General features: G+C 72.0%; 16 protein-coding genes. 8 read left to right on the top strand and 8 right to left on the bottom strand.

Features of this window, described 5'->3' with window-relative positions; genetic code table 11:
- Positions 1 to 633, top strand: a 633-nt coding sequence (locus tag CCN33_RS33710; protein ID WP_425275826.1) for an Rv3235 family protein, incomplete at its 5' end; no start/stop codon positions are given.
- A 133-nt stretch (positions 634 to 766) separates the two neighbouring features.
- On the opposite strand, the gene secA is transcribed toward CCN33_RS33710, so the two are convergent.
- Entirely contained in the window at positions 767 to 3,610 is a 2,844-nt protein-coding gene (gene secA, locus CCN33_RS05120; RefSeq protein ID WP_086691560.1) for a preprotein translocase subunit SecA, read from the bottom strand.
- 254 nt (positions 3,611 to 3,864) lie between these two features.
- Between secA and CCN33_RS05115 the strand changes: the two genes are divergently transcribed.
- Both CCN33_RS05115 and CCN33_RS05110 read left to right on the top strand, forming a co-directional pair.
- Positions 3,865 to 4,503 carry a GNAT family N-acetyltransferase gene (locus tag CCN33_RS05115; RefSeq protein ID WP_086691558.1) on the top strand — a complete coding sequence of 213 codons (639 nt, stop codon included), beginning with the start codon at positions 3,865 to 3,867 and terminating at the stop codon, positions 4,501 to 4,503.
- Positions 4,500 to 5,690 (top strand): winged helix-turn-helix domain-containing protein, encoded by a 1,191-nt coding sequence (locus tag CCN33_RS05110; protein ID WP_086691569.1) that lies wholly within the window; start codon positions 4,500 to 4,502, stop codon positions 5,688 to 5,690. The genes CCN33_RS05115 and CCN33_RS05110 overlap by 4 nt, the downstream gene beginning before the upstream one ends.
- On the opposite strand, the gene CCN33_RS05105 is transcribed toward CCN33_RS05110, so the two are convergent.
- The 7 genes from CCN33_RS05105 to mtnA all read right to left on the bottom strand — a co-directional run bounded on the left by CCN33_RS05105 (position 5,687) and on the right by mtnA (position 14,570).
- On the bottom strand, positions 5,687 to 6,433 hold the full coding sequence (locus tag CCN33_RS05105; RefSeq protein ID WP_086691555.1) for a response regulator: 747 nt from the start codon (positions 6,431 to 6,433) through the stop codon (positions 5,687 to 5,689). The genes CCN33_RS05110 and CCN33_RS05105 overlap by 4 nt on opposite strands.
- Before the next feature lie 204 nt (positions 6,434 to 6,637).
- Complete coding sequence (gene hpf, locus CCN33_RS05100; protein WP_107483898.1) at positions 6,638 to 7,330, bottom strand: ribosome hibernation-promoting factor, HPF/YfiA family; 693 nt, start codon at positions 7,328 to 7,330, stop codon at positions 6,638 to 6,640.
- Positions 7,331 to 7,654: 324 nt separating this feature from the next.
- Complete coding sequence (locus CCN33_RS05095) at positions 7,655 to 8,506, bottom strand: ComF family protein (RefSeq protein ID WP_086691567.1); 852 nt, start codon at positions 8,504 to 8,506, stop codon at positions 7,655 to 7,657.
- Positions 8,507 to 8,640: 134 nt separating this feature from the next.
- Complete coding sequence (locus CCN33_RS05090; protein ID WP_208621660.1) at positions 8,641 to 10,518, bottom strand: LpqB family beta-propeller domain-containing protein; 1,878 nt, start codon at positions 10,516 to 10,518, stop codon at positions 8,641 to 8,643.
- Positions 10,508 to 12,586 (bottom strand): MtrAB system histidine kinase MtrB, encoded by a 2,079-nt coding sequence (gene mtrB / locus CCN33_RS05085; RefSeq protein WP_208621659.1) that lies wholly within the window; start codon positions 12,584 to 12,586, stop codon positions 10,508 to 10,510. The genes CCN33_RS05090 and mtrB overlap by 11 nt, the downstream gene beginning before the upstream one ends.
- Before the next feature lies 1 nt (position 12,587).
- The gene (gene mtrA, locus CCN33_RS05080; protein ID WP_190045392.1) at positions 12,588 to 13,277 is read right to left on the bottom strand and encodes a two-component system response regulator MtrA; all 690 of its coding nucleotides are present in this window, start codon (positions 13,275 to 13,277) and stop codon (positions 12,588 to 12,590) included.
- Between the two features lie 150 nt (positions 13,278 to 13,427).
- Complete coding sequence (mtnA, locus tag CCN33_RS05075) at positions 13,428 to 14,570, bottom strand: S-methyl-5-thioribose-1-phosphate isomerase (protein WP_086691550.1); 1,143 nt, start codon at positions 14,568 to 14,570, stop codon at positions 13,428 to 13,430.
- Between the two features lie 140 nt (positions 14,571 to 14,710).
- Between mtnA and CCN33_RS05070 the strand changes: the two genes are divergently transcribed.
- The 5 genes from CCN33_RS05070 to CCN33_RS05050 are packed head-to-tail and all read left to right on the top strand — an operon-like array spanning position 14,711 to position 20,276.
- Positions 14,711 to 16,069 carry a DUF7847 domain-containing protein gene (locus tag CCN33_RS05070; RefSeq protein WP_086691549.1) on the top strand — a complete coding sequence of 453 codons (1,359 nt, stop codon included), beginning with the start codon at positions 14,711 to 14,713 and terminating at the stop codon, positions 16,067 to 16,069.
- Between the two features lie 4 nt (positions 16,070 to 16,073).
- Positions 16,074 to 16,805, top strand: coding sequence for a DUF4129 domain-containing protein (locus tag CCN33_RS05065; protein ID WP_401127319.1), 732 nt, complete (start codon positions 16,074 to 16,076; stop codon positions 16,803 to 16,805).
- A complete protein-coding gene (locus CCN33_RS05060; protein ID WP_086691545.1) occupies positions 16,802 to 17,977 on the top strand; it encodes a DUF4350 domain-containing protein in 1,176 nt (391 codons plus the stop codon). The genes CCN33_RS05065 and CCN33_RS05060 overlap by 4 nt, the downstream gene beginning before the upstream one ends.
- Positions 17,974 to 18,966, top strand: a complete 993-nt coding sequence (locus CCN33_RS05055; RefSeq protein WP_167387775.1) for an AAA family ATPase — start codon at positions 17,974 to 17,976, stop codon at positions 18,964 to 18,966. Before CCN33_RS05060 ends, CCN33_RS05055 begins: the two co-directional genes overlap by 4 nt.
- A complete protein-coding gene (locus CCN33_RS05050; RefSeq protein WP_086691541.1) occupies positions 18,966 to 20,276 on the top strand; it encodes a DUF58 domain-containing protein in 1,311 nt (436 codons plus the stop codon). Before CCN33_RS05055 ends, CCN33_RS05050 begins: the two co-directional genes overlap by 1 nt.
- Positions 20,277 to 20,384: the final 108 nt, after the last annotated feature.

Genomic DNA, 20,384 nt, shown 5'->3' with positions numbered 1-20,384 from the left:
GCCGCCGCCCAGGCGGCCGAGGAGGCGGTGGAGCAGGGGCAGGGCTGGCCGTACATCGAGGCGGTGCTGGCGCGGACCGCGGAGCTGGACCGGCGGGGCGAGGCCGTGCTGGTGGACACGGCCCGCGAACTCGGCCTGGACGCCGAGGAATTCGAGGTCGCCCTGATCGACGGGCGGCACATCCTGATCGTGGACGCCGACCAGGCCGAGGGCAAGGCGATCGGCGTCACCGGCACCCCGACCTATGTCATCGGCGGCGAGCGCCTGGACGGCGGCAAGAGCCAGGCCGGGCTGCGCGAGCGGATCGAGGAGATCGCCGACCGCCTGCTGGCCGTCCTGAGCGGCCAGCGCCCGGTCCACTGGATGCTCCGCCACACCGCCGGCTCCGCCTACGACGACCTCGTGCGCCTGGCCGAGCGCGCCCCTCTCCGCACCCACGGCCCCCGCCCCACCGTCCACGACCTCGGCTGGTTCGTCCCCCGCTCCGGCGCCCTGGAGGTTTTCGCCCGCATCGCCGCCGGTACCCACCTCCGCGCCCTCGCCTTCCGCCTCGAACAATCCGAGGACCTCCGCTGGCGCTGCACAGCCGTGGAACTGGCCACTCCATCGCCCCGGCGTGCCGCGGCGTCCTGACGGGCTCCTGGACGGCGTCAGGGACCGTCCGAGCGGTACCGCACCGGCCCCCAGGCGCCGGATACGACACGACTCGGGGCCGGGCCCCCGCGAGGGAGGGTCCGGCCCCGAGTCACTGCTGAAACCGCGCCCGCTACTTCTTGCGGCGCCGCCCGCCCTTCGCCTGGCGGCGGCGCTCCGCTCGGGTCAGGCCGTCGGACTCGGAGCGGATGGGCTCGTCGTCCTCGAGGTCGCGCTCGATGACGCCGCCCTCGCCGTCCACGGTGGGCGCGGAGAAGTGCAGCTCACGGCGCTGCGGCACGTCGAGGCCCTTGGCGCGGATCTCCGGACGCGCTCCAGCGGGAACCTGCGCGGGCACGGTGTCCTGGACGCCCTCGCCGACCGGCTGGGCCTCCACCGGGACCTCCTCGACCTGCTGCTCGACCTGGACCTCCAGGTTGAACAGGTAGCCGACGGACTCCTCCTTGATGCCCTCCATCATGGCGGTGAACATGTCGAAGCCCTCGCGCTGGTACTCCACCAGCGGGTCCTTCTGCGCCATCGCGCGGAGGCCGATGCCCTCCTGGAGGTAGTCCATCTCGTAGAGGTGCTCGCGCCACTTGCGGTCCAGCACCGACAGCACGACCCGCCGCTCCAGCTCACGCATGATCTCGGAGCCGAGCTGCTCCTCACGCGCCTCGTACTGGGCGTGGATGTCGTCCTTGATGGACTCGGAGATGAACTCCGCGGTGAGACCGGCCCGGTCGCCCGCGGCCTCCTCCAGCTCCTCGATGGTGACCTTCACCGGGTAGAGCTGCCGGAAGGCGCCCCAGAGCCGGTCGAGGTCCCAGTCCTCGGGGAAACCGTCGGCGGTCTCGGCCGCGATGTACGCGTCGATCGTGTCGTTCATGAAGTGCTGCACCTGCTCCTGCAGGTCCTCGCCCTCCAGGACGCGGCGCCGCTCGCCGTAGATGACCTCGCGCTGCCGGTTGAGCACCTCGTCGTACTTCAGGACGTTCTTGCGCGTCTCGAAGTTCTGCTGCTCGACCTGCGACTGCGCGGAGGCGATCGCGCGGGTGACCATCTTGTTCTCGATCGGCACGTCGTCCGGCACGTTGGCCATGGCCATCACGCGCTCGACCATCTGCGCCTTGAACAGGCGCATCAGGTCGTCACCGAGCGAGAGGTAGAACCGCGACTCGCCGGGGTCGCCCTGACGGCCGGAGCGGCCGCGGAGCTGGTTGTCGATGCGGCGCGACTCGTGCCGCTCGGTGCCGAGGACGTAGAGGCCGCCGCTCCGCTCGACCTCTTCCTTCTCGGCCTTCACCGCCTGCTGGGCCCGGGCCAGCGCGGCGGGCAGCGCGGCCGCCCACTCCTCGATGTGCTCCTCGGGGTCGAGCCCGTGCTGGCGCAGCTCCGCCTCGGCGAGGTCCTCGGGGTTGCCGCCGAGCTTGATGTCGGTACCGCGGCCGGCCATGTTGGTGGCCACCGTCACGGCGCCCTTGCGGCCCGCCTGCGCGACGATCGACGCCTCCCGCTCGTGGTGCTTGGCGTTCAGCACCTCGTGCTGGATGCCGCGCTTGCTGAGCTGCTGGGAGAGGTACTCCGACTTCTCCACCGAGGTGGTGCCGACCAGGATCGGCTGGCCCTTCTCGTGCTTCTCGGCGATGTCGTCGACGACCGCCTCGAACTTGGCGACCTCGGTGCGGTAGATCAGGTCCGACTGGTCCTTGCGGACCATGGGCCGGTTGGTCGGGATCGGCACCACGCCGAGCTTGTAGATCTGGTGGAACTCGGCGGCCTCGGTCATCGCCGTACCGGTCATGCCGGAGAGACCCGGCATTTCCTTGCCCTGCTGGTCGTGGCGCTTGTAGAGGCGGAAGAAGTTCTGGAGGGTGATCGTGGCGAGCGTCTGGTTCTCGTCCTTGATGTCCACCCCCTCCTTCGCCTCGATCGCCTGGTGCATGCCCTCGTTGTAACGGCGGCCCGCGAGGATACGGCCGGTGTGCTCGTCGACGATCATGACCTCGCCGTCGATGACGACGTAGTCCTTGTCCTTCTTGAACAACTCCTTGGCCTTGATGGCGTTGTTCAGGTAGCCGACGAGCGGGGTGTTGACCGACTCGTAGAGGTTCTCGATGCCCAGCCAGTCCTCGACCTTGGAGACACCGGACTCGTGGATGGCGACGGTGCGCTTCTTCTCGTCGACCTCGTAGTCGCCGGTCTCCTCGATGCCCTTGAGGGGGTTGCCGGCCTCGCCCTTCTTCAGGCGGGTGACCAGCTTGGCGAAGTCGCCGTACCACTTGGTGGCCTGATCGGCGGGGCCGGAGATGATCAGCGGCGTCCGGGCCTCGTCGACGAGGATCGAGTCCACCTCGTCGACGATGGCGAAGTTGTGGCCACGCTGCACCAGCTCGTCCGACGCCCACGCCATGTTGTCGCGGAGGTAGTCGAAGCCGAACTCGTTGTTCGTGCCGTAGGTGATGTCGCACGCGTACTGCTCGCGGCGCTCGGCCGGCGTCATGTTGGCCAGGATGCAGCCGACTTCGAGACCGAGGAACTTGTGGACGCGGCCCATCATCTCGGAGTCGCGCTCGGCCAGGTAGTCGTTGACCGTGATCAGGTGGACACCCTTGCCGGAAAGGGCGTTCAGATAGGCGGGGAGCGTGCCGACGAGGGTCTTGCCCTCACCGGTCTTCATCTCGGCCACGTAACCGAGGTGGAGGGCCGCACCGCCCATGATCTGCACGTCGTAGTGACGCTGGCCGAGGACGCGCTTGGCGGCCTCGCGGACGGTGGCGAACGCCTCGGGGAGCAGGTCGTCCAGGCTCTCGCCGTCCGCGTACCGCTGCTTGTACTCCTCGGTGAGAGCCCGCAGCTCGGCGTCGGAGAGGTCGACGAAGTCCTCTTCGATGGAGTTGACCTGGTCCGCGATGCGGTGCAGCTTGCGCAGGATCTTGCCTTCGCCTGCACGCATGATCTTCGAGAGGACGGACACGGGGGGTGGTCTCCTTGCCGGTCGGGCCTGGGACGGTCGGGTTTCCATAAGACTTGATTGAGCAACGGCCATCGTATGCGAGGACCCCGCCACGCCGGGAGGCCCGGCGGCGCAGTGGTCCTTCCACTCCGAACAACGTCCGGGGACCACGGATGGTGCCGCGCCACGACGATGATTTGCGCGAATGGTGACACGTCGCTCACGCAGGGCGAAATGCGTTGGCGCGGAATGTCCGGTCCGCGCACACTCGCCGGATGGACCCCGTCGTACTGACCACCGAACGCCTGCTGCTGCGCGCCGTCCGTCCGGACGACACCGAGGCCGTGTTCGCGGCGGCCCAGGACCCGGCGATCCAGCGCTGGATCTCCTCCTTCCCCTCGCCCTACCTGCGGGAACACGCCGAGGCGTTCGTCGGCGGCACCGCGCCGGAGAGCTGGGCGGACGACTCGATGTACACCTTCGGCGCCTTCCTGCCCGCCGGGGAGCTGACCGGCATGCTCAGCGTCGTCATGCGCGGCCCCGGCCACGGCGAGCTGGGCTACTGGGCCGCGCGCGAGCACCGTGGCCGGGGGTACGTGACCGAGGCGGCGTCCGCCGTCGCCCGCTGGGCCTTCACCGCGCTCTCGGTGGACCGGCTGGAGTGGCGCGCCGAGGTCGGCAACAGCGCCTCGCGCGCGGTGGCCGAACGGCTCGGCTTCACCGTCGAGGGTGTCCTGCGTGCCGGCGTGGGCAGCAGGGGCATCCGGCGGGACTCGTGGGTGGGCTCGCTGCTCCCCTCGGACCTCGGGCTGCGCTCCTCGCTGCCGTATCTGCCCGCCCCTGCCCGGTCGTCGGAGGTGAAAGCGCAGGTCGGCGGGGACTGTCAGTGGCACCCTCTATGGTCCCCGTCATGACGACCCTGCCGCGCCCCGCTGTCACCCTCACCGCGGACGACGCCCGCCGACTCGCCCTGCGGGCCCAGGGCTTCCTCGGCGCGCCCGACCGCCGCTCGGGCGCGCGCGGGGTGCTCCGGGCGCTGGGCGCGGTCCAGCTCGACACCATCTCGGTACTGGCCCGCTCCCACGAGCTGATCCCGTACGCGCGTCTGGGCGCGGTCGGCCGCCCGTCCGTGGAGTCCGCCTACTGGCACACCCCGGCCTCCGGCGCGCCCCACGCCTTCGAGTACTGGTCGCACGCCGCGTGCATCCTCCCCATCGAGGAGTGGCCGCACTTCGCGTTCCGCCGCCGCGCCTACCGCGACCGCCCGCACTGGAACCACCAGCTGCCCGAGGGCGTGTACGAACAGGTCATCAAGCAGCTCCGCACCGAAGGCCCGCTCACCGCCACCGAGCTGGGCGGCGCGAAGCGCACCAGCGACTGGTGGGACTGGTCCGGCACCAAGGTCGCCGTGGAGCGCGCGCTGATGTACGGCGAGGTGGTCTGCGTGGAGCGCCGGAGCTGGAAGCGGGTGTACGACCTGGCCGAGCGCGCGATCCCGGAGGAACTGCTCCATGACGACCTGGACGACGCCGAGTGCCTGCGCCGCCTGGTCCGGCTGGCCGGCGAGGCGCTGGGCGTGGGCACCCGCGCCGACATCGCGGACTACCACCGCCTGAGGGGCGAGCAGGTCGACGCGGTGATCGCCGGGTCCGGGCTGGTGCCGGTCGAGGTCGAGGGCTGGGGGAAGCCCGCCTGGGCCGACCCGGCCGCGCTGGCGACGCCCCCGCGAGGCCGCCACCGCACCACGCTGCTCTCCCCGTTCGACTCCCTGATCTGGGAACGGGCACGCACGGAGCGGATCTTCGGCTTCACCCACCGCCTGGAGGCGTACGTCCCCAAGCCGAAGCGGGTGTACGGCTACTTCGCGATGCCGGTGCTCTCCGGCGGGCGGCTGATCGGCCGGGTGGACCCGGCGCGCGAGGGCCGCACGCTGGTGGCGCGGCAGGTCACGCTGGACGGCCCGAAGGCGGTACCGGGCGTGGCCCAGGCCCTTCTGGAGGCCGCGTCCTGGGTGGGCTGCACGGACGTACGGGTGGAGCGGGTCGACGCCCCCGAACTCCGCGCGCCGCTCACGCTGGAGCTGGCCCGCGCGCTCTCCTAGCGGATCTCCAGGATCTTCTCGCGCATCGCGTAGACGACCGCCTCCATCCGGGAGTGCAGCTGCAGCTTCTCCAGGATGTTGCGGACGTGGTTCTTCACGGTGTTCTCCGAGATGAACAACTCCTTGGCGATGTCCCGGTTGTTCATCCCGGTGGCGACGAGCTTGAGCACCTCCAGCTCCCGGTCGGTCAGCCGGGGCGCGGGCACCAGCCGCCGCTCGTCGGTGCGCTGGATCATCGACTTGAACTCGGTGAGCAGCTTGGACGCCATGGAGGGGCTGATCTGCGACTGCCCGTCGGCGACCGCGCGGATGGCGGTGGCCACCTCGTCGGTGGAGATCTCCTTGAGCAGGTAACCGGTCGCACCCGCCTTGATGGCGTCGTAGAGGTCGGCCTCCTCGTCGCTGATCGTCAGCATGATGATCTTCGCGCTGGGGGCGACCTCCTTGATGGAGGTGCACGCCTCGATCCCGCCCCGCCTCGGCATCCGCACGTCCATCAGCACGATGTCGGGCAGCAGGTCGGCCGCCTTGTCCACCGCCTCGGCGCCGTCCCCTGCCTCGCCGACGACCTGGATGTCCTCCTCGGCCGCGAGCACGATCTCCAGACCGCGGCGGAACAGCGCGTGATCGTCGACCACCAGCACCCGGATCGGCTCCTCGCGTTCGAGGTCCAGGTCCGGCTCCACGCCGATGACGCCGTCGTCGGCGCCCGCGTCGCGCATCGGTCCGAAGGTGTCCGCCATCGTTCCTCCCCCTGAAGGCTGTGGCCCGTGATTCCGTGCCATCGCCAACCCAAGGCAGCGGCCCACCGGTTGGGCCGGTGCGGTCATGATTTCATGCTCCGGCGCCCCAGCGGTGACGCACAGGGGGGCGAACTGGTCGCACACCGGTGCCCCTGGGAGCGCACACGCGTCCCAGGGGCACCGTCTCCGCTCCCGCCGGGCAGGTCAGCCGCCCAGCGTGTCACCCGCCGCGGGCGGCTGCGCCTCCGCCACCATCGGGTCCGTGTTGAGGTGGATGACGCCGTAGTCGTAGGCGTGCCGCCGGTAGACGACGCTCGGCTCCTTGGTCTCGGAGTCGACGAACAAGTAGAAGTCGTGGCCGACCAGTTCCATCTCGTAGAGGGCCTGGTCAAGGCTCATCGGGGAGGCGACGTGGGTCTTCTCGCGGACGATCAGCGGGCCGTCGCCCTTGACCTCCAGCGAGCCGATCTTCTTGGTGGGCACCCCGTCGGACTCGGCGGTCGGGGCGGGCTCACCGTCGGGATAGAGCGTCGCCACGCCGGGGACGACGTCGGGTACTTCGGCGGCCGGGGTGCGTCGTGCGCCCCGGCGCACGACTCGCTTGTCGTGCTGCTTGCGCAGCCGTGCGTCCAGCTTCTCCGCGGCCATGTCGAGGGCCGCGTACGGGTCGCTGGCCGACGCCTCCGCCCGGATCACCGGACCGCGGGAGTGGAGCGTGATCTCCACCCGGTCACAGCGGTCGGCCTGACGGGGGTTGGGCTCCTTGGACACCTCGACGTCGAGGCTGATCACCTTGCCGTCGAGCCTCTGGATCTTCTCCAGCTTCAGCTTCTCGGCCACGTGCTTGCGGAACCGCTCAGGTACTTCGGTCTTGCGGCCCTTGACGACGATGTCCACGCAGAACTCCGTTCCCGGATCGCTCACGCTCTAGGCGGAGCGTCTCCCTTTCGCACCAGGTCCCGGTGAGCCCCGGAACCTCGGACTCGGTGACTTCCACCTCCTCCTCCCCCATGGGCGAGAATCCATCCCCGTCGCGCGTGGGTTCGCGGAAAACCCGCGGCACGGCAATCGGATATGCGAGGTGTGGCCTGGGCCTTTCCTCACAACCGAACATATCTCGCCCGGACGGATGTCGTCACCCTCTACTGAGGCGTACCTCCGATCAGGTGAATTACTCCCCTCGCTACCTGCAACGACGCACGTTCTTGGTCGGTTCCCCGCTTATTCGAAAGAATCACTGGGCGCGGCGATCACCGCTGCCCGGACGACCCTTCCGATGATGTCCGTCGGCCCCATTTCCGGTGCCCCAGGCACCGACTTTCCTCTCTGCGATCGCGGCCCGGTCCGTCGTTCCTCCCTACCTTCCCGAGTTGCGCCGGGATACACAGGCATGTCCCGCTCCCAGCGTGTTCCGGCCATCGCGCGCACGGCGCGCGCCGCCTCGGCCAGGCTCGCGCCGGTGGTGATCAGGTCGTCGACGAGCACGACCCCTCCGCCGGCGAGCAGGTGCGCGCCGCCCGCGCGCACCTCCAGCGCGCCCGCGAGGTTCTCCCTGCGCCGCCGGGCGTCCAGCCCCGCCTGGTCGGCCACCGGCCGCCGCTGCCGCAGCACGGCGGCGACGCGCGCCGGGACGCCGGCCCGCCGCAGCCGCCCGGCCGCCACCAGCGCCATCCGCCGCACCGGGTCGTGCCCCCGCCTTCGCACGGCCCAGCGGGCGGACGGCACGGGCACGAGGATCACCGGTCCCGCCCGGGACTCCGCCGTACTTCGGCCTGGTTCCGTCCCCAGCCCGGCGCGCACGGCTCCCGCCAGTGCCGCGCCCAGCGCCCCGGTGAGCGCCAGCGCGCCCCGTTCCTTGTGTGCGAGAAGGAGCGCCCGCACCTCCCGTGCGTACGGAGCGGCGGCGTGCACCACCGGCAGCCCGGCCGGCTCGGGGACCGGCCGCACCCGGCGCGGCTCCGCGCGCTCCAGCAGCGCCCGGCACCGTGCGCACAGCACAGCCGGTGGTGACCCGCAGCCGCCGCACTCGGTCGGCAGCGCCAGGTCACTGAGGTCCCGCATCCATCCCCGCATGCCCATCACTGTGCCGAGGCCCGGCCGACCCGGCCACCCCTGTGGAAAACACCCCTGTGGACAACCCCGACCGGGGCCCGACACCCCTCACCCGCACGAGTGAGAAGCCCAGGAACCCCCAGGTCAGCGCACTGCTATCCCGGGTAGACCGGCGCCGTCCCGTCCTTGTCCACCTTCTGCCACTGCGCCCCGGACGGCAGCCGGACGATCCCGTCCTCCGAGTAGGCCACCAACGGCACCCGGTCGTCCTCGGCGGCGGCGATGGCCTTGACCCGCGACAGCGCGGCCGGCGCCGGACCCTCCAGCGCGGAGCCGTCCACCTGCACGTAGCGCATCTGGTGCACTCCGCCCTGCTCGCGGCCGACCACGACGAGGCGGCTGTCACCGGCCCAGGACAGCGCGGTGACCTGCTCCATGTCGGGCGCGGCCGGACGCGGGTCGACGACGGCCGGCGGCTCGGCCGGGGTGTCCCCGTTTCCGCTCCGCGCGTCGCTTTCGGCGCTCACGCTGTCGCCGCCCTCTATCCGGCCGATGAGCAGGGACTGCCTGTCGCCCTTGACCGCCACGACCAGCGCGACCCGCGCACCGTCCGCTGCCACCCGCACGTCCCGGATCGGGCCGGGCAGCTCCGGCAGCGTCACCGCGACCGGCTTGCCGGTGCCCTGCGGGACGACGTAGAGCTGGGGCCGGGCCGGGTTCAGGTCGGCCACCCACAGGTCGCCCCGCGCGTCCCAGCCGGGTCTGCTGAGCCGGGTGTCGGCGCCGGGCCCCTGGCTGGTCAGCACCGGCGGCTCCAGCGGGACGGAGGCGGCCAGCGGGGTCACGTACAGGGACCTGCCGTCCGCGCTGACCCCGGCCGCCGTGCGCTCGTCCCGCGAGACGGCGACCGAGCCGAGCTGCTTGGTGCCCTCGCCGAACGCGCCCGGCACCGGGGTCCCACCCGTGCCCGCGCCGGAGGCAGGCAGCCGGGCGAGCCGGTGCTTGCCGTCGAGGTAGTAGAGGTAGTCCGGGCTCTGCGCGGAGGCATGCCAGGCGACGGAGTCCGCGCGGCTCTCCGTCAGGTCGCACAACTGGTCCCCGCCCGGCCCGCGCAGGTCGACCGACTCCAGGGTCGGCGCAAGGTTCCGCAGTGTGAACAGCAGCTGGGTCGCCATCTCCGTACAGCGGGCCGGGCCGACGTGGGCCGCCTTGGCGTTCAGCGGCACGGTCAGGTTGTTCTCGTCGTCCGGGGTCAGCCCGGTGGTGCCGTCCTTCAGCGCCGTACCGGTCGGGAAGCTGGACCGGACCACGGGTCCGAGCCAGGTGGTGGGCCCGCGCAGCAGGGAGCTCACCAACTGGGTCATCGGGTCGACCTTGCTGCGCATGAACACCGGGTCGGCCACCGCGACGGGGTCCCCGGTCGTCCCGGCCCTGGTGTGGTTGGCGAAGTAGTACTTGTCGACGGACGTGTAATTGCGCTGGAAATCCGACTTACCCATCACCACACCGTCGGGCAGCGCGTCGATGCGCCACTGCCCGCTCTTGGGGTCCTGGATCAGATGCACCCTGGCGCGGTAGTCGCCGTGCGCCGGGGCGTACGCCTGCTGATCGTCCACCGTGGCCACCCGGTCACCCGCCAGGGCGTACACGCGCCCGGTGTTGGGCTCCCGGCCGGCCGGCGGGGTCTCGGCCATGATGCCGGGCCCGTCCGCGAGCACGGTGGCCGACCTCTCCGGCTGCCAGGCACGCGCCGCCTGTGCGGTGAGGTACTTGCGCGCCGTGTCATAGTGCGGATCGTCGCTGGTCAGTGCCTCCAGGAAGCCCTGCATGATCTCGCTGGGGGAAGCGCCCTCGGCGGGCGGCACGGCGAAAACCCGTACCCCCGTGTCCTGGCGGGGCGTGGACTCCACGTTGCGCAGATCCCCGCTGTCGGGCATCGAGGCGCAGCCGCCCAGCAGTACGGCCCCGCAGACCGCGTATGTCACCGCGCGCCCCGGCGTACGCCGGGCGCCCCCCTCGCGGTCAGCGACCACGGAACGCCTCCCCTGCCTCGGTCGAGTCCTGCCCTGCCGGTTCCGGGCCGCCGCCCGCACGCGGATCGGGCACCTGCGCGCCGGTCCTGTCGTCGGGCCCCCGTCCGCCGTTCGCGGGCCGGGGTACGACACGGTTGCCGTTGCCGTTGCCGGGCAGCGCCGTCGGGTCGGCCACCGGTGTGGCGGCGCCCTGGCGCGGCGGCAGCGCGGACGCGTTGCCGCCGTTCTGCTGCACCGGGACCGTCGCCAGCTTCTCCGCTCCCCCACGCGGCGTGCCGCCGTCGTCCAGGCCCCGGTTACGGCGCGAGTCCTTGGGCTCCAGCGGTATCGGCGAGCCCCGCAGCGGCTCGTCCGCGGTACGCGGCAGGGTCAGCCGGAACTGCGAGCCGCCGCCCGGCTCCCCCCACGCCTGGAGCCAGCCTCCGTGCAGCCGGGCGTCCTCCAGCGCGATCGACAGCCCGAGCCCGGTGCCGCCGGTGGTACGCGCGCGTGCCGGGTCGGCCCGCCAGAAACGGCTGAAGACGCGAGTGGCCTCGCCGGGCTTGAGCCCGACGCCGTAGTCCCGCACCGCGACGGCGACCGCGCCGCCCGCGCTGGCCAGCTTGACCACCACGTCCTTGCCGTCACCGTGCTCGACCGCGTTGACCACCAGGTTCCGCAGCACCCGCTCCACCCGCCGGGCGTCCGCCTCGGCGACGACGGGCTGCAGATCGCCCACGACCCGGATCCGGCTGCCCTTGCGCTCGGCGAGCGGCTCGGCGCCGCCGACGACCCGCCGGACGACCTCCCTCAGGTCGATCGGCTCGGCCTCCAGCGCGGCCGCGCCCGCGTCGAACCGGCTGATCTCCAGCAGGTCCGCGAGCAGCGACTCGAACCGGTCGAGCTGGTCCGCGAGAAGCTCGGCGGACCGCGCGGTCATCGGGTCGAAGTCCTCGCGGGCCTCGTGGATGACGTCGGCGGCCATGCGGACGGTGGTCAGCGGGGTGCGCAGCTCGTGCGAGACGTCGGAGACGAACCGCCGCTGCATCCGCGAGAGGTCCTCGAGCTGCTGGATCTTGAGCTGGAGGTTCTGCGCCATCTTGTTGAAAGCTTCGCCGAGGCGCGCGATGTCGTCCTCGCCGGTGACCTTCATCCGCTCCTGCAGCCGCCCGGCGGACAGCCGCTCGGCGATCCCCGCCGCCATCCGCACCGGCGTGACGACCTGCCGCACCACCAGCCAGGCGATCGCCCCGAGCAGGACGACCACGAACAGACCCGCGGTCGCCAGAGTGCCCTTGACCAGGCTGAGCGACTTCTCCTCCTGCGTGAGCGGGAAGAGGTAGTACAGCTCGTACGGGTGGCCGTTGGGGTCGTTGACCTGCTTGCCGATGACCAGCGCGGGCTGGGAGTCCTTGCGGTTGCTGTAGACGATCCGGGTGTAGCTCTGCGCGGCGGCGGTGCTGGAACTGCTGTTGACCCGGTCGCGCAGACTCGCCGGCACGCTCTCGGCCGGGCTGACATACCCCGAACCACGCGGGCTGCGGCCGCCGCCGCTGTCGTCACCGACGGGCAGCGTGACCACGTCGAAGGCGCCCGAACCGCCGCTGGACAGCGACTCCACGAGGTCGCTCATCCACTGGATGACGTTCTGGGACTGCCGGCCGTCGGTGCCGTTGCCGCCCGTGCTGCCGTGGGTGGCAGCCGCGGTCTCGTCCGCGCTCTGCCGGGCCACGGCGAAACCGCCGGTGGCCTGGCTCTGGGACGCCTTGACCTTGGCCTCCAGCAGGCCGTTGCGCACCTGGCCGATGACGACGAAGCCGAGCAGCAGCACGACACCGAGCGACATGAGCAGGGTGGTGGCGACGACCCGGAGCTGGATGTTGCGCCGCCACAGCCGCATGACGGGCAGCAGCGGGCGGCGCACCCAGCGGATGAACAGCCGGACGACCGGACTGCCCTGGACACCGCCGCTCAGGAGGGCGGCGGTGAAGAGGCGGCCCCGGCGCGGATTCCCCGCACCGCGGCCGGACGCGCGTCCCGGACCGGCGCCGGGCCGGCCGGGAGCCGAAGCGGCGCTGTCCCCGGACATGTCAGCTCGGTCCGGCCTTGTAGCCGACACCTCGGACGGTCACCACGATCTCGGGCCGCTCCGGGTCCTTCTCGACCTTGGAACGCAGTCGCTGCACATGCACGTTGACCAGGCGGGTGTCGGCGGCGTGCCGGTAACCCCAGACCTGCTCCAGCAGCACCTCGCGGGTGAACACCTGCCACGGCTTGCGCGCGAGCGCGACGAGCAGGTCGAACTCCAGCGGGGTCAGCGCGATCGACTGCCCGTTCCGCTTCACGGAGTGCCCGGCCACGTCGATCACCAGGTCGCCGATGGTGAGCTGCTCCGGCGCCGGCTCCTCCGACCTCCGCAGCCGCGCCCGGATGCGGGCCACCAGCTCCTTCGGCTTGAACGGCTTCACGATGTAGTCGTCCGCGCCCGATTCCAGGCCCACGACGACATCGACGGTGTCGCTCTTGGCGGTGAGCATCACGATCGGCACCCCGGACTCCGCCCGGATCAGGCGGCACACCTCGATGCCGTCCCTGCCGGGCAGCATCAGGTCCAGCAGCACCAGATCGGGCTTGGACTCCCGGAAAGCGGCCAGCGCCTTGTCCCCGTCGGCTACGAAAGACGGCTCAAAACCTTCACCACGCAGCACGATGCCGAGCATCTCGGCCAGTGCGGTGTCGTCGTCGACGACAAGGACTCGTCCCTTCATAAACGACATCATCCCATTCTCATAACGACGACAGAGCCGCAGGTGAGGCACGTCACTGGCCTGTGACGATAGTCGTACCGAGCGGTCACTGTCTGCCCCTGCCGCGCAGCGGACGGCTGCCGGGGCCGAACGGGCGGGCGGCTCCGGCAGCCGGTGCGGGTCTCAGGCGGCCGGCGTGGCCGGGGCCCGCGCGGACAGCGCCGCGAGCGCCTGAGGGGTGACCGGGGAGACGGTGCCCTCCTCGGTGACGATCGCCGTCACCAGTTCGGGCGGTGTCACGTCGAACGCCGGGTTGTACGCCTGCGTGCCCAGCGGCGCCAACGGCACCCCGCCGCCTCCGCCCACCGCCGACGCCTGGGGCGTGAGGATCTCGGTCACCTCGAAGCCCGGCCGCTGCTCGACCTCGATGGACGCCCCGTCCGGGGTGTCCGGGTCGATGGTGGTCACCGGCGCCACCACGATGAACGGCACGTGGTGGTAGCGCGCCAGCACCGCCAGCGGATAGCTGCCGACCTTGTTCGCCACCGAGCCGTCGGCCGCGATCCGGTCCGCGCCGACCAGCACCGCGTCCACCTCACCGGCCGCGAACAGCGAACCGGCCGCGCTGTCCGTGAGCAGCGTGTACGCCATCCCGCTGCGCGCCGCCTCCCACGCCGTCAGACGCGCCCCTTGCAAGAGGGGGCGCGTCTCGTCCACCCAGAGCCGCCGCAGCCGCCCCACCCGGTGCGCGGCCAGCGCCACCGCGAACGCCGTGCCCTCACCGCCCGACACCAGCGCACCGGTGTTGCAGTGGGTCAGCACCCGGTAGCTGCCGCCCGGCATCAGCTCGTCCAGCAGCGTCAGACCGTGCGCGGCCATCCGCGCACTCGCCTCCGCGTCCTCCCGGTGCAGCGCCTGCGCCGCGGCGAGCGCCGCCGTCGCCGCCGCCGTGGGGTCGCCGGTAGCGGTCAGCGCGTCCCGGTACGCGGCCAGGGCCCGGCGCACGCCGACGGAAAGGTTCACCGCCGTCGGCCGGGCACTTACCAGCGCCTCGGCGGCCTCGTCCACGTCGAAGCCGCGCGCGGCGGCCAGCGCGACGCCGTACGCGCCCGCGATGCCCAGCACCGGCGCGCCGCGCACCGCGAGCGCACGGATCGCCTCCACCAGCGCGGAAGCGTCCGTGCAGACCAGCTCGACCTCCTCGGACGGAAGCCTCGTCTGGTCGAGAAGGATCAGTACGGGTCCTTCGGGTGGTTCCTCCCATCGGATGACCGGTATCTCGCTCGGCCGCTTGTCCTCACCGGGTCGCGCCTGCTGATCAGCCATGCGGTGAGTCTGCCCCGTATCCGGCGGAGAATTGATGGAGTACGGGGCCCACCGCACCAGGTCACACCGTGACCCGGCCATGGCACGATGGCTGCCAACCTGCCGCCGCGACCGCGGACGGGCATCGTGAAGGAGCTTCGATGAGTGACACGCCGGGCTGGGCTTCGCCCGGACCCGACCCGTCGTCCGAGGAACGGCAGACCGGCGCGCCCGGCGCCGCCGAGCCCACGCCCACCGACAAGCCCGCGCAGCCGGGTGAGGCTCCGCAGAGCCCGGACGCGAAGACTTCGGACGCGAAGGGCCCGGAAGCCCCGGAGGCCAAGGCCGCGGAGGCCAAGTGGGCCGAGGGTCAGCCGCCGCCCGGACAGTGGTCGGCGCCCACCGGCGCGCCCGTCCCCGGCCAGGCACCCCCGCCGCCGCCACCGGGCGCGGGCTGGGGCGGCCAGCCGCCCGTCACCTGGGGCGGACCCCCGGCCTGGGGCAACGGCTGGGGCGGTCCCCCGCCCGCCGCGAAGCCCGGTGTCATCCCGCTGCGCCCGCTCAGCATCGGCGAGATACTCGACGGCGCCATCTCCACCATGCGCGCCTACTGGCGCACCGTCCTCGGCATCTCCCTGACGGTGGCGGTCCTCACCGAGCTCTGCGCGCTCCTGCTCCAGGGCGTCCTCCTGAAGGACACCACCAGCACGCTCAGCGACCCCGACGTCACCCCGGCCGAGGCACTGCGCTCCCTCGGCTCGATCACGGCCGGTGCGCTGCTCGTCGGCGTGGTCTCCGTGGTCGGCACCATCGTGGCCACCGCGCTGCTCACGACGGTGACCAGCCGCGCCGTCCTCGGCAAGCCGATCAGCGTCGGCGAGGCGTGGCGCGAGTCCCGCGGCCAGCTCCTCAAGCTGCTCGGTCTCCTCATGCTGCTGGCCCTCATCACCAGCGGCGTCCTGGTCGCCGGCGCGCTGCCGGGCCTCGTCGTGGGGCTCGTCGCGGGCTTCGACGCACCGGCCGTCGTCCTCCTCGTCCTGGGCATCCTGGCGGCCGTCGTCGTCGTGATCTGGCTGACCGTCCGCTTCTCCCTCGCCTCGCCCGCCCTGATGCTGGAGCGACAGGGGGTGTGGAAGTCGCTGAGCCGGTCGGCCAAGCTGGTCCAGGGCTCCTGGTGGCGTGTCCTCGGCGTGCAGTTCCTCGCCGGGCTCATCGCCAACATGGTCTCGTGGATCGCGGTGATCCCCTTCACCGTCATCGCGTTCGCCGTCAACGGCGAGAAGATGACCGCCCTGATGGGCACCGGCGCCCAGCCGGCCGGCTGGTCGTTCCTCCTCATCACCGGCATCGGCTCGGTCATCGGCGCCACGCTCACCATGCCGGTCAAGGCCGGGGTCACCGTGCTCCTCTACATCGACCAGCGCATCCGCCGCGAGGCCCTCGACCTCGAACTGGCCCGCGCCGCCGGCGTCCAGGGCTACACCCCCGGCGCCACGCCCGGCCCGGTGCCGGGGAGCTGATGCGGTGAGCATGACGGGGGGAGTTCTCACGGCGGCGTCGGCCATGTCCGGCGCCGCCCGCCTCACCACCTTCGCGTCGCGCGGTTCCGGCGACGAACCGCCCGTGACCATCCCGCGCGACCCCGCCCGCGAGGCGGCCCGCCGTGAGCTGGCCAAGCGGATGTACCACGAGAACGACCCCAGCCTGTTCCAGCGCGCTCTGAACGCGTTCTGGGAATGGCTCGGCAAGCTCCTCGCCAAGGCCGCCTCGGCGACACCGGGCGGCTCGCTCGGCCTCCTCGTCGTGGTCCTGTGCGTCATCGCCGTCCTGGCCGCCCTGTGGTGGCGGCTGGGCACCCCGCGCCGCAGCCCCGTCGCGGCCGCCCCGCTCTTCGACGAACGCCCGCGCACCGCCGCCGAACACCGAGCCGCCGCCGACGCGCACGCCGCCCAGGGCCACTGGAGCCAGGCGGTCCAGGAACGCATGCGGGCCATCGTCCGCGCCTTGGAGGAACGCGCCCTGCTCGACGTCCGCCCCGGCCGCACCGCCGACGAAGCCGCCGCCGAAGCCGGCCGCACCCTCCCTGCCCACGCGGACGCACTCCACGTCGCCGCCCGCCACTTCGACGACGTCACATACGGCGGCCGCACCGCCGACCAGCAGACGTACCAACGCATCGCCCAACTCGACAGCGACCTCGAACGCGCCCGCCCCGCCCTGGTGACCAGCGCCGCCCCGGACGGGAAGACCGGATGACCACCTCGTCCGCCCTCACCGCCCGTCAGATCTGGACCCGCAACCGGGGGATCGCCCTCGCCGTCGTCCTGCTGCTGGCCGGTGCCGTCGCCATCGCCGTCATCCGCTCCCAGACAAAGCACGGCGACCTCGACCCCCGCTCGGCCGACCCCCGCGGCAGCCGGGCCGTCGCCGAACTCCTCGCCGACCGAGGGGTCACCACCCGCGTGGTCACCACCCTCGACGCGGCACGCGAGGCCGTCGGCCCGGACACCACCCTCGTGGTAGCCGTACCCGACCTGCTGACCCACCGCCAACAGACCCGGCTGGCCAAGGCCACGGCGTCCTCCGGCGGCCGCACCGTGCTCGTCGCCCCCGGCGACTGGTCCGTCGGCCGCCTCGCCCCCGGTGTCACCGCGAGCCCCGTCACCACCCTCGAGACCACGCTCGACCCCGACTGCACCCTCCCCGAAGCCCGCCGGGCAGGCAGCGCCGAGACCGGTGGCATCCGCTACCGCACCACCGCCGACGACGCCGACGCCTGCTACCCCAGCGAGCGGCGCCCCACCCTCCTTCGCCTCCCGGCGACCTCGGGCACCGGCGACACCGTCCTCCTGGGCGCGCCCGACATCCTTCTCAACAACCGTCTCGACAAGCAGGGCAACGCCTCGCTCGCCCTGCAACTCCTCGGGTCCCGCCCTCATCTGATCTGGTACCTCCCCTCGCTCGCCGACTCCTCCGCCGCCGACACCGGCCGCAAAAGCCTCTTCGACCTGCTCCCCTCGGGCTGGCTCTGGGGCACCCTGCAACTGTTCGTCGCAGCGGTCCTCGCCGCCTTCTGGCGCGGCCGCCGGTTCGGCCCTCTCGTCCCCGAGAGGCTGCCCGTCGTCATCCGCGCATCCGAGACGACCGAGGGCCGCGCCCGTCTCTACCGCAAGGCGGATGCCCGCGACCGCGCCTCCGCCGCCCTGCGCTCCACGGCCCGCACCCGCCTCGCCCCGCTCGTCGGCGTCCCCGCCGCCCAGGCGCACACCCCGGAAGCACTGCTCCCCGCGCTGTCCGCGCGCCTCCCCGACAGCGGGGAACAGGCCCTGCACTCAACCCTCTTCGGAGCGCCGCCCCGCGACGACGCGGCCCTCACCGCACTCACCGACCGACTCGACGCCCTCGAAAGAGAGGTACGCCGTTCATGATGGCCCCGACCACTGACAGCGCCGGGAACACCGAGGACGCGGCCACCGCCCGTGCCTCCCTGGAGACCCTGCGCACCGAGATCGCCAAAGCCGTGGTCGGCCAGGACCCCGCCGTCACCGGACTCGTCGTCGCCCTGCTGTGCCGAGGCCACGTCCTCCTCGAAGGCGTCCCCGGTGTCGCCAAGACCCTCTTGGTCCGCGCCCTGGCATCAGCACTCGAACTCGACACCAAACGCGTCCAGTTCACTCCCGACCTGATGCCGAGCGACGTCACCGGCTCGCTCGTCTACGACACCCGCACCGCGGAGTTCTCCTTCCAGCCCGGCCCCGTCTTCACCAACCTCCTCCTCGCGGACGAAATCAACCGCACCCCGCCCAAGACCCAGTCCTCCCTCCTCGAGGCCATGGAGGAGCGACAGGTCACCGTCGACGGCACTCCGCGCCCCCTCCCCGAACCCTTCCTGGTCGCGGCCACCCAGAACCCGGTCGAGTACGAGGGCACCTATCCCCTCCCCGAAGCCCAACTGGACCGCTTCCTGCTCAAACTGACGATCCCGCTGCCCTCCCGCGAGGACGAGATCGATGTCCTCACCCGTCACGCGTCGGGCTTCGACCCCCGCGACCTGCACGCGGCGGGTGTGCGTCCCGTCGCCGGCCCGGCCGACCTCGAAGCGGCCCGCGCGGCCGTGGCCGGGACGACCGTCTCCGCCGAGATCACGGCCTACGTCGTGGACATCTGCCGCGCCACCCGCCAGTCCCCCTCACTCACCCTGGGTGTCTCCCCCCGAGGCGCCACCGCACTGCTCGCAGCCGCCCGCGCCTGGGCCTGGCTGACCGGCCGTGACTACGTCACTCCCGACGACGTGAAGGCCCTGGCCCTGCCCGCACTCCGGCACCGGGTCCAACTGCGCCCGGAGGCGGAGATGGAGGGCGTGACCGCCGACTCGGTCATCAACTCGGTCCTGGCCCAGGTCCCGGTACCCCGCTGATGCCGCTCACCGGACGCGCCGCCCTCGTCGCGGCCCTCGGCTCCCTCCCCGTCGGCCTGCTGGAGCCCAGCTGGACGGGCATCCTCGCGGTCAACGGCTCCCTGGCCCTGGCCTGCGCCTGTGACTTCGCGCTCGCGGCGCCCGTACGAGGCCTGGTCCTCACTCGCTCCGGCGACACCTCCACTCGTCTCGGCGAAACCGCCGACATCACTCTGACCGTCACCAACCCGTCCCGCCGCCCGCTGCGGGGACGACTGCGGGACGCTTGGCCACCCAGCAGCTGGGAACCGGGCACCGAGGTCGAAGGCTCCCGGCACCGCCTGGACATTCCGGCCGGCGAACAACGCCGTGTGACAAGCCGGTTGGGCCCCACCCGCCGCGGCGACCGCCAAGCCGACCGCATCACGATCCGCTCCTACGGGCCCCTCGGCTTGTTCTCCCGTCAGGGCACCCACCGAGTGCCCTGGTCACTACGGGTTTTGCCCCCTTTCACCAGCCGAAAGCATCTCCCGTCGAAACTCGCTCGATTGCGTGAACTAGACGGTAGGACAAGCGTTCTGACACGCGGTGAGGGCACCGAGTTCGACAGCCTCCGCGAGTACGTGCCTGGTGACGACACCCGCTCCATCGACTGGCGAGCCACCGCCCGTCAGTCCGCCGTCGCTGTGCGCACCTGGCGTCCGGAGCGCGACCGGCGCATCCTCCTCGTCCTCGACACCGGCCGCACATCGGCCGGCCGCGTGGATGATGTGCCCCGCCTGGACGCCGCCATGGACGCGGCCCTGCTCCTGGCTGTCCTCGCGTCCCGCGCCGGCGACCGCGTGGACCTGCTCGCCTACGACCGCCAGGTTCGCGCCCTGGTCCAGGGCAAGTCCGCCGGCCAGCTCCTGCCGTCCCTGGTCAACGCGATGGCCACGCTGGAACCGGAGCTCGTCGAGACAGACGCCCGCGGCCTCACAGCAGCCGCCTTGCGTACGGCACCGCGCCGCTCGCTGATCGTCCTGCTGACATCGCTCGACACGGCCTCCGTGGAGGAGGGCCTGCTGCCGGTGCTTCCCCAGCTCACCCAGCGCCACGCGGTCCTCGTGGCCGCTGTGGCCGACCCTCATGTCGCCCGCATGGCACAGGGCAGAGGCGATATCGACGCGGTGTACCAGGCCGCAGCCGCCGCCCAGGCCCAGCGCGAACGGCAGCGCACTGCCGAACAGCTTCGCCGCCATGGGGTGACGGTGGTGGACGCGACGCCGGAGGAACTGGCTCCCGCACTGGCCGACGCGTATGTGGCACTGAAGGCGGCAGGCCGCCTCTGAGGCGAATTCACCCCCCTCCCTCGTCGGAGGGAAAAGGGTCCTGAACGCAGAAAACCCCCGCACCAAGTGCGGGGGTTTTCCCTAAAATTAGTTCGGCGGCGTCCTACT

This window comes from Streptomyces recifensis (assembly GCF_002154615.1).
Lineage (GTDB): Bacteria > Actinomycetota > Actinomycetes > Streptomycetales > Streptomycetaceae > Streptomyces > Streptomyces griseoluteus.
The sequence above is the reverse complement of the archived record's forward strand: the minus strand, read 5'-3'. Positions and strand labels throughout refer to the sequence as shown.

Coding starts and splice junctions, on each gene's coding strand:
- mtnA (WP_086691550.1), bottom strand. CDS start 14,570: ATGGCTGATCAGCAGGCGCGACCCGGTGAGGACAAGCGGCCGAGCGAG.
- CCN33_RS05060 (WP_086691545.1), top strand. CDS start 16,802: ATGACCACCTCGTCCGCCCTCACCGCCCGTCAGATCTGGACCCGCAAC.
- CCN33_RS05105 (WP_086691555.1), bottom strand. CDS start 6,433: ATGGCGGACACCTTCGGACCGATGCGCGACGCGGGCGCCGACGACGGC.
- CCN33_RS05055 (WP_167387775.1), top strand. CDS start 17,974: ATGATGGCCCCGACCACTGACAGCGCCGGGAACACCGAGGACGCGGCC.
- mtrA (WP_190045392.1), bottom strand. CDS start 13,277: ATGATGTCGTTTATGAAGGGACGAGTCCTTGTCGTCGACGACGACACC.
- CCN33_RS05050 (WP_086691541.1), top strand. CDS start 18,966: ATGCCGCTCACCGGACGCGCCGCCCTCGTCGCGGCCCTCGGCTCCCTC.
- CCN33_RS05095 (WP_086691567.1), bottom strand. CDS start 8,506: ATGCGGGGATGGATGCGGGACCTCAGTGACCTGGCGCTGCCGACCGAG.
- CCN33_RS05115 (WP_086691558.1), top strand. CDS start 3,865: ATGGACCCCGTCGTACTGACCACCGAACGCCTGCTGCTGCGCGCCGTC.
- mtrB (WP_208621659.1), bottom strand. CDS start 12,586: ATGTCCGGGGACAGCGCCGCTTCGGCTCCCGGCCGGCCCGGCGCCGGT.
- CCN33_RS05070 (WP_086691549.1), top strand. CDS start 14,711: ATGAGTGACACGCCGGGCTGGGCTTCGCCCGGACCCGACCCGTCGTCC.
- CCN33_RS05110 (WP_086691569.1), top strand. CDS start 4,500: ATGACGACCCTGCCGCGCCCCGCTGTCACCCTCACCGCGGACGACGCC.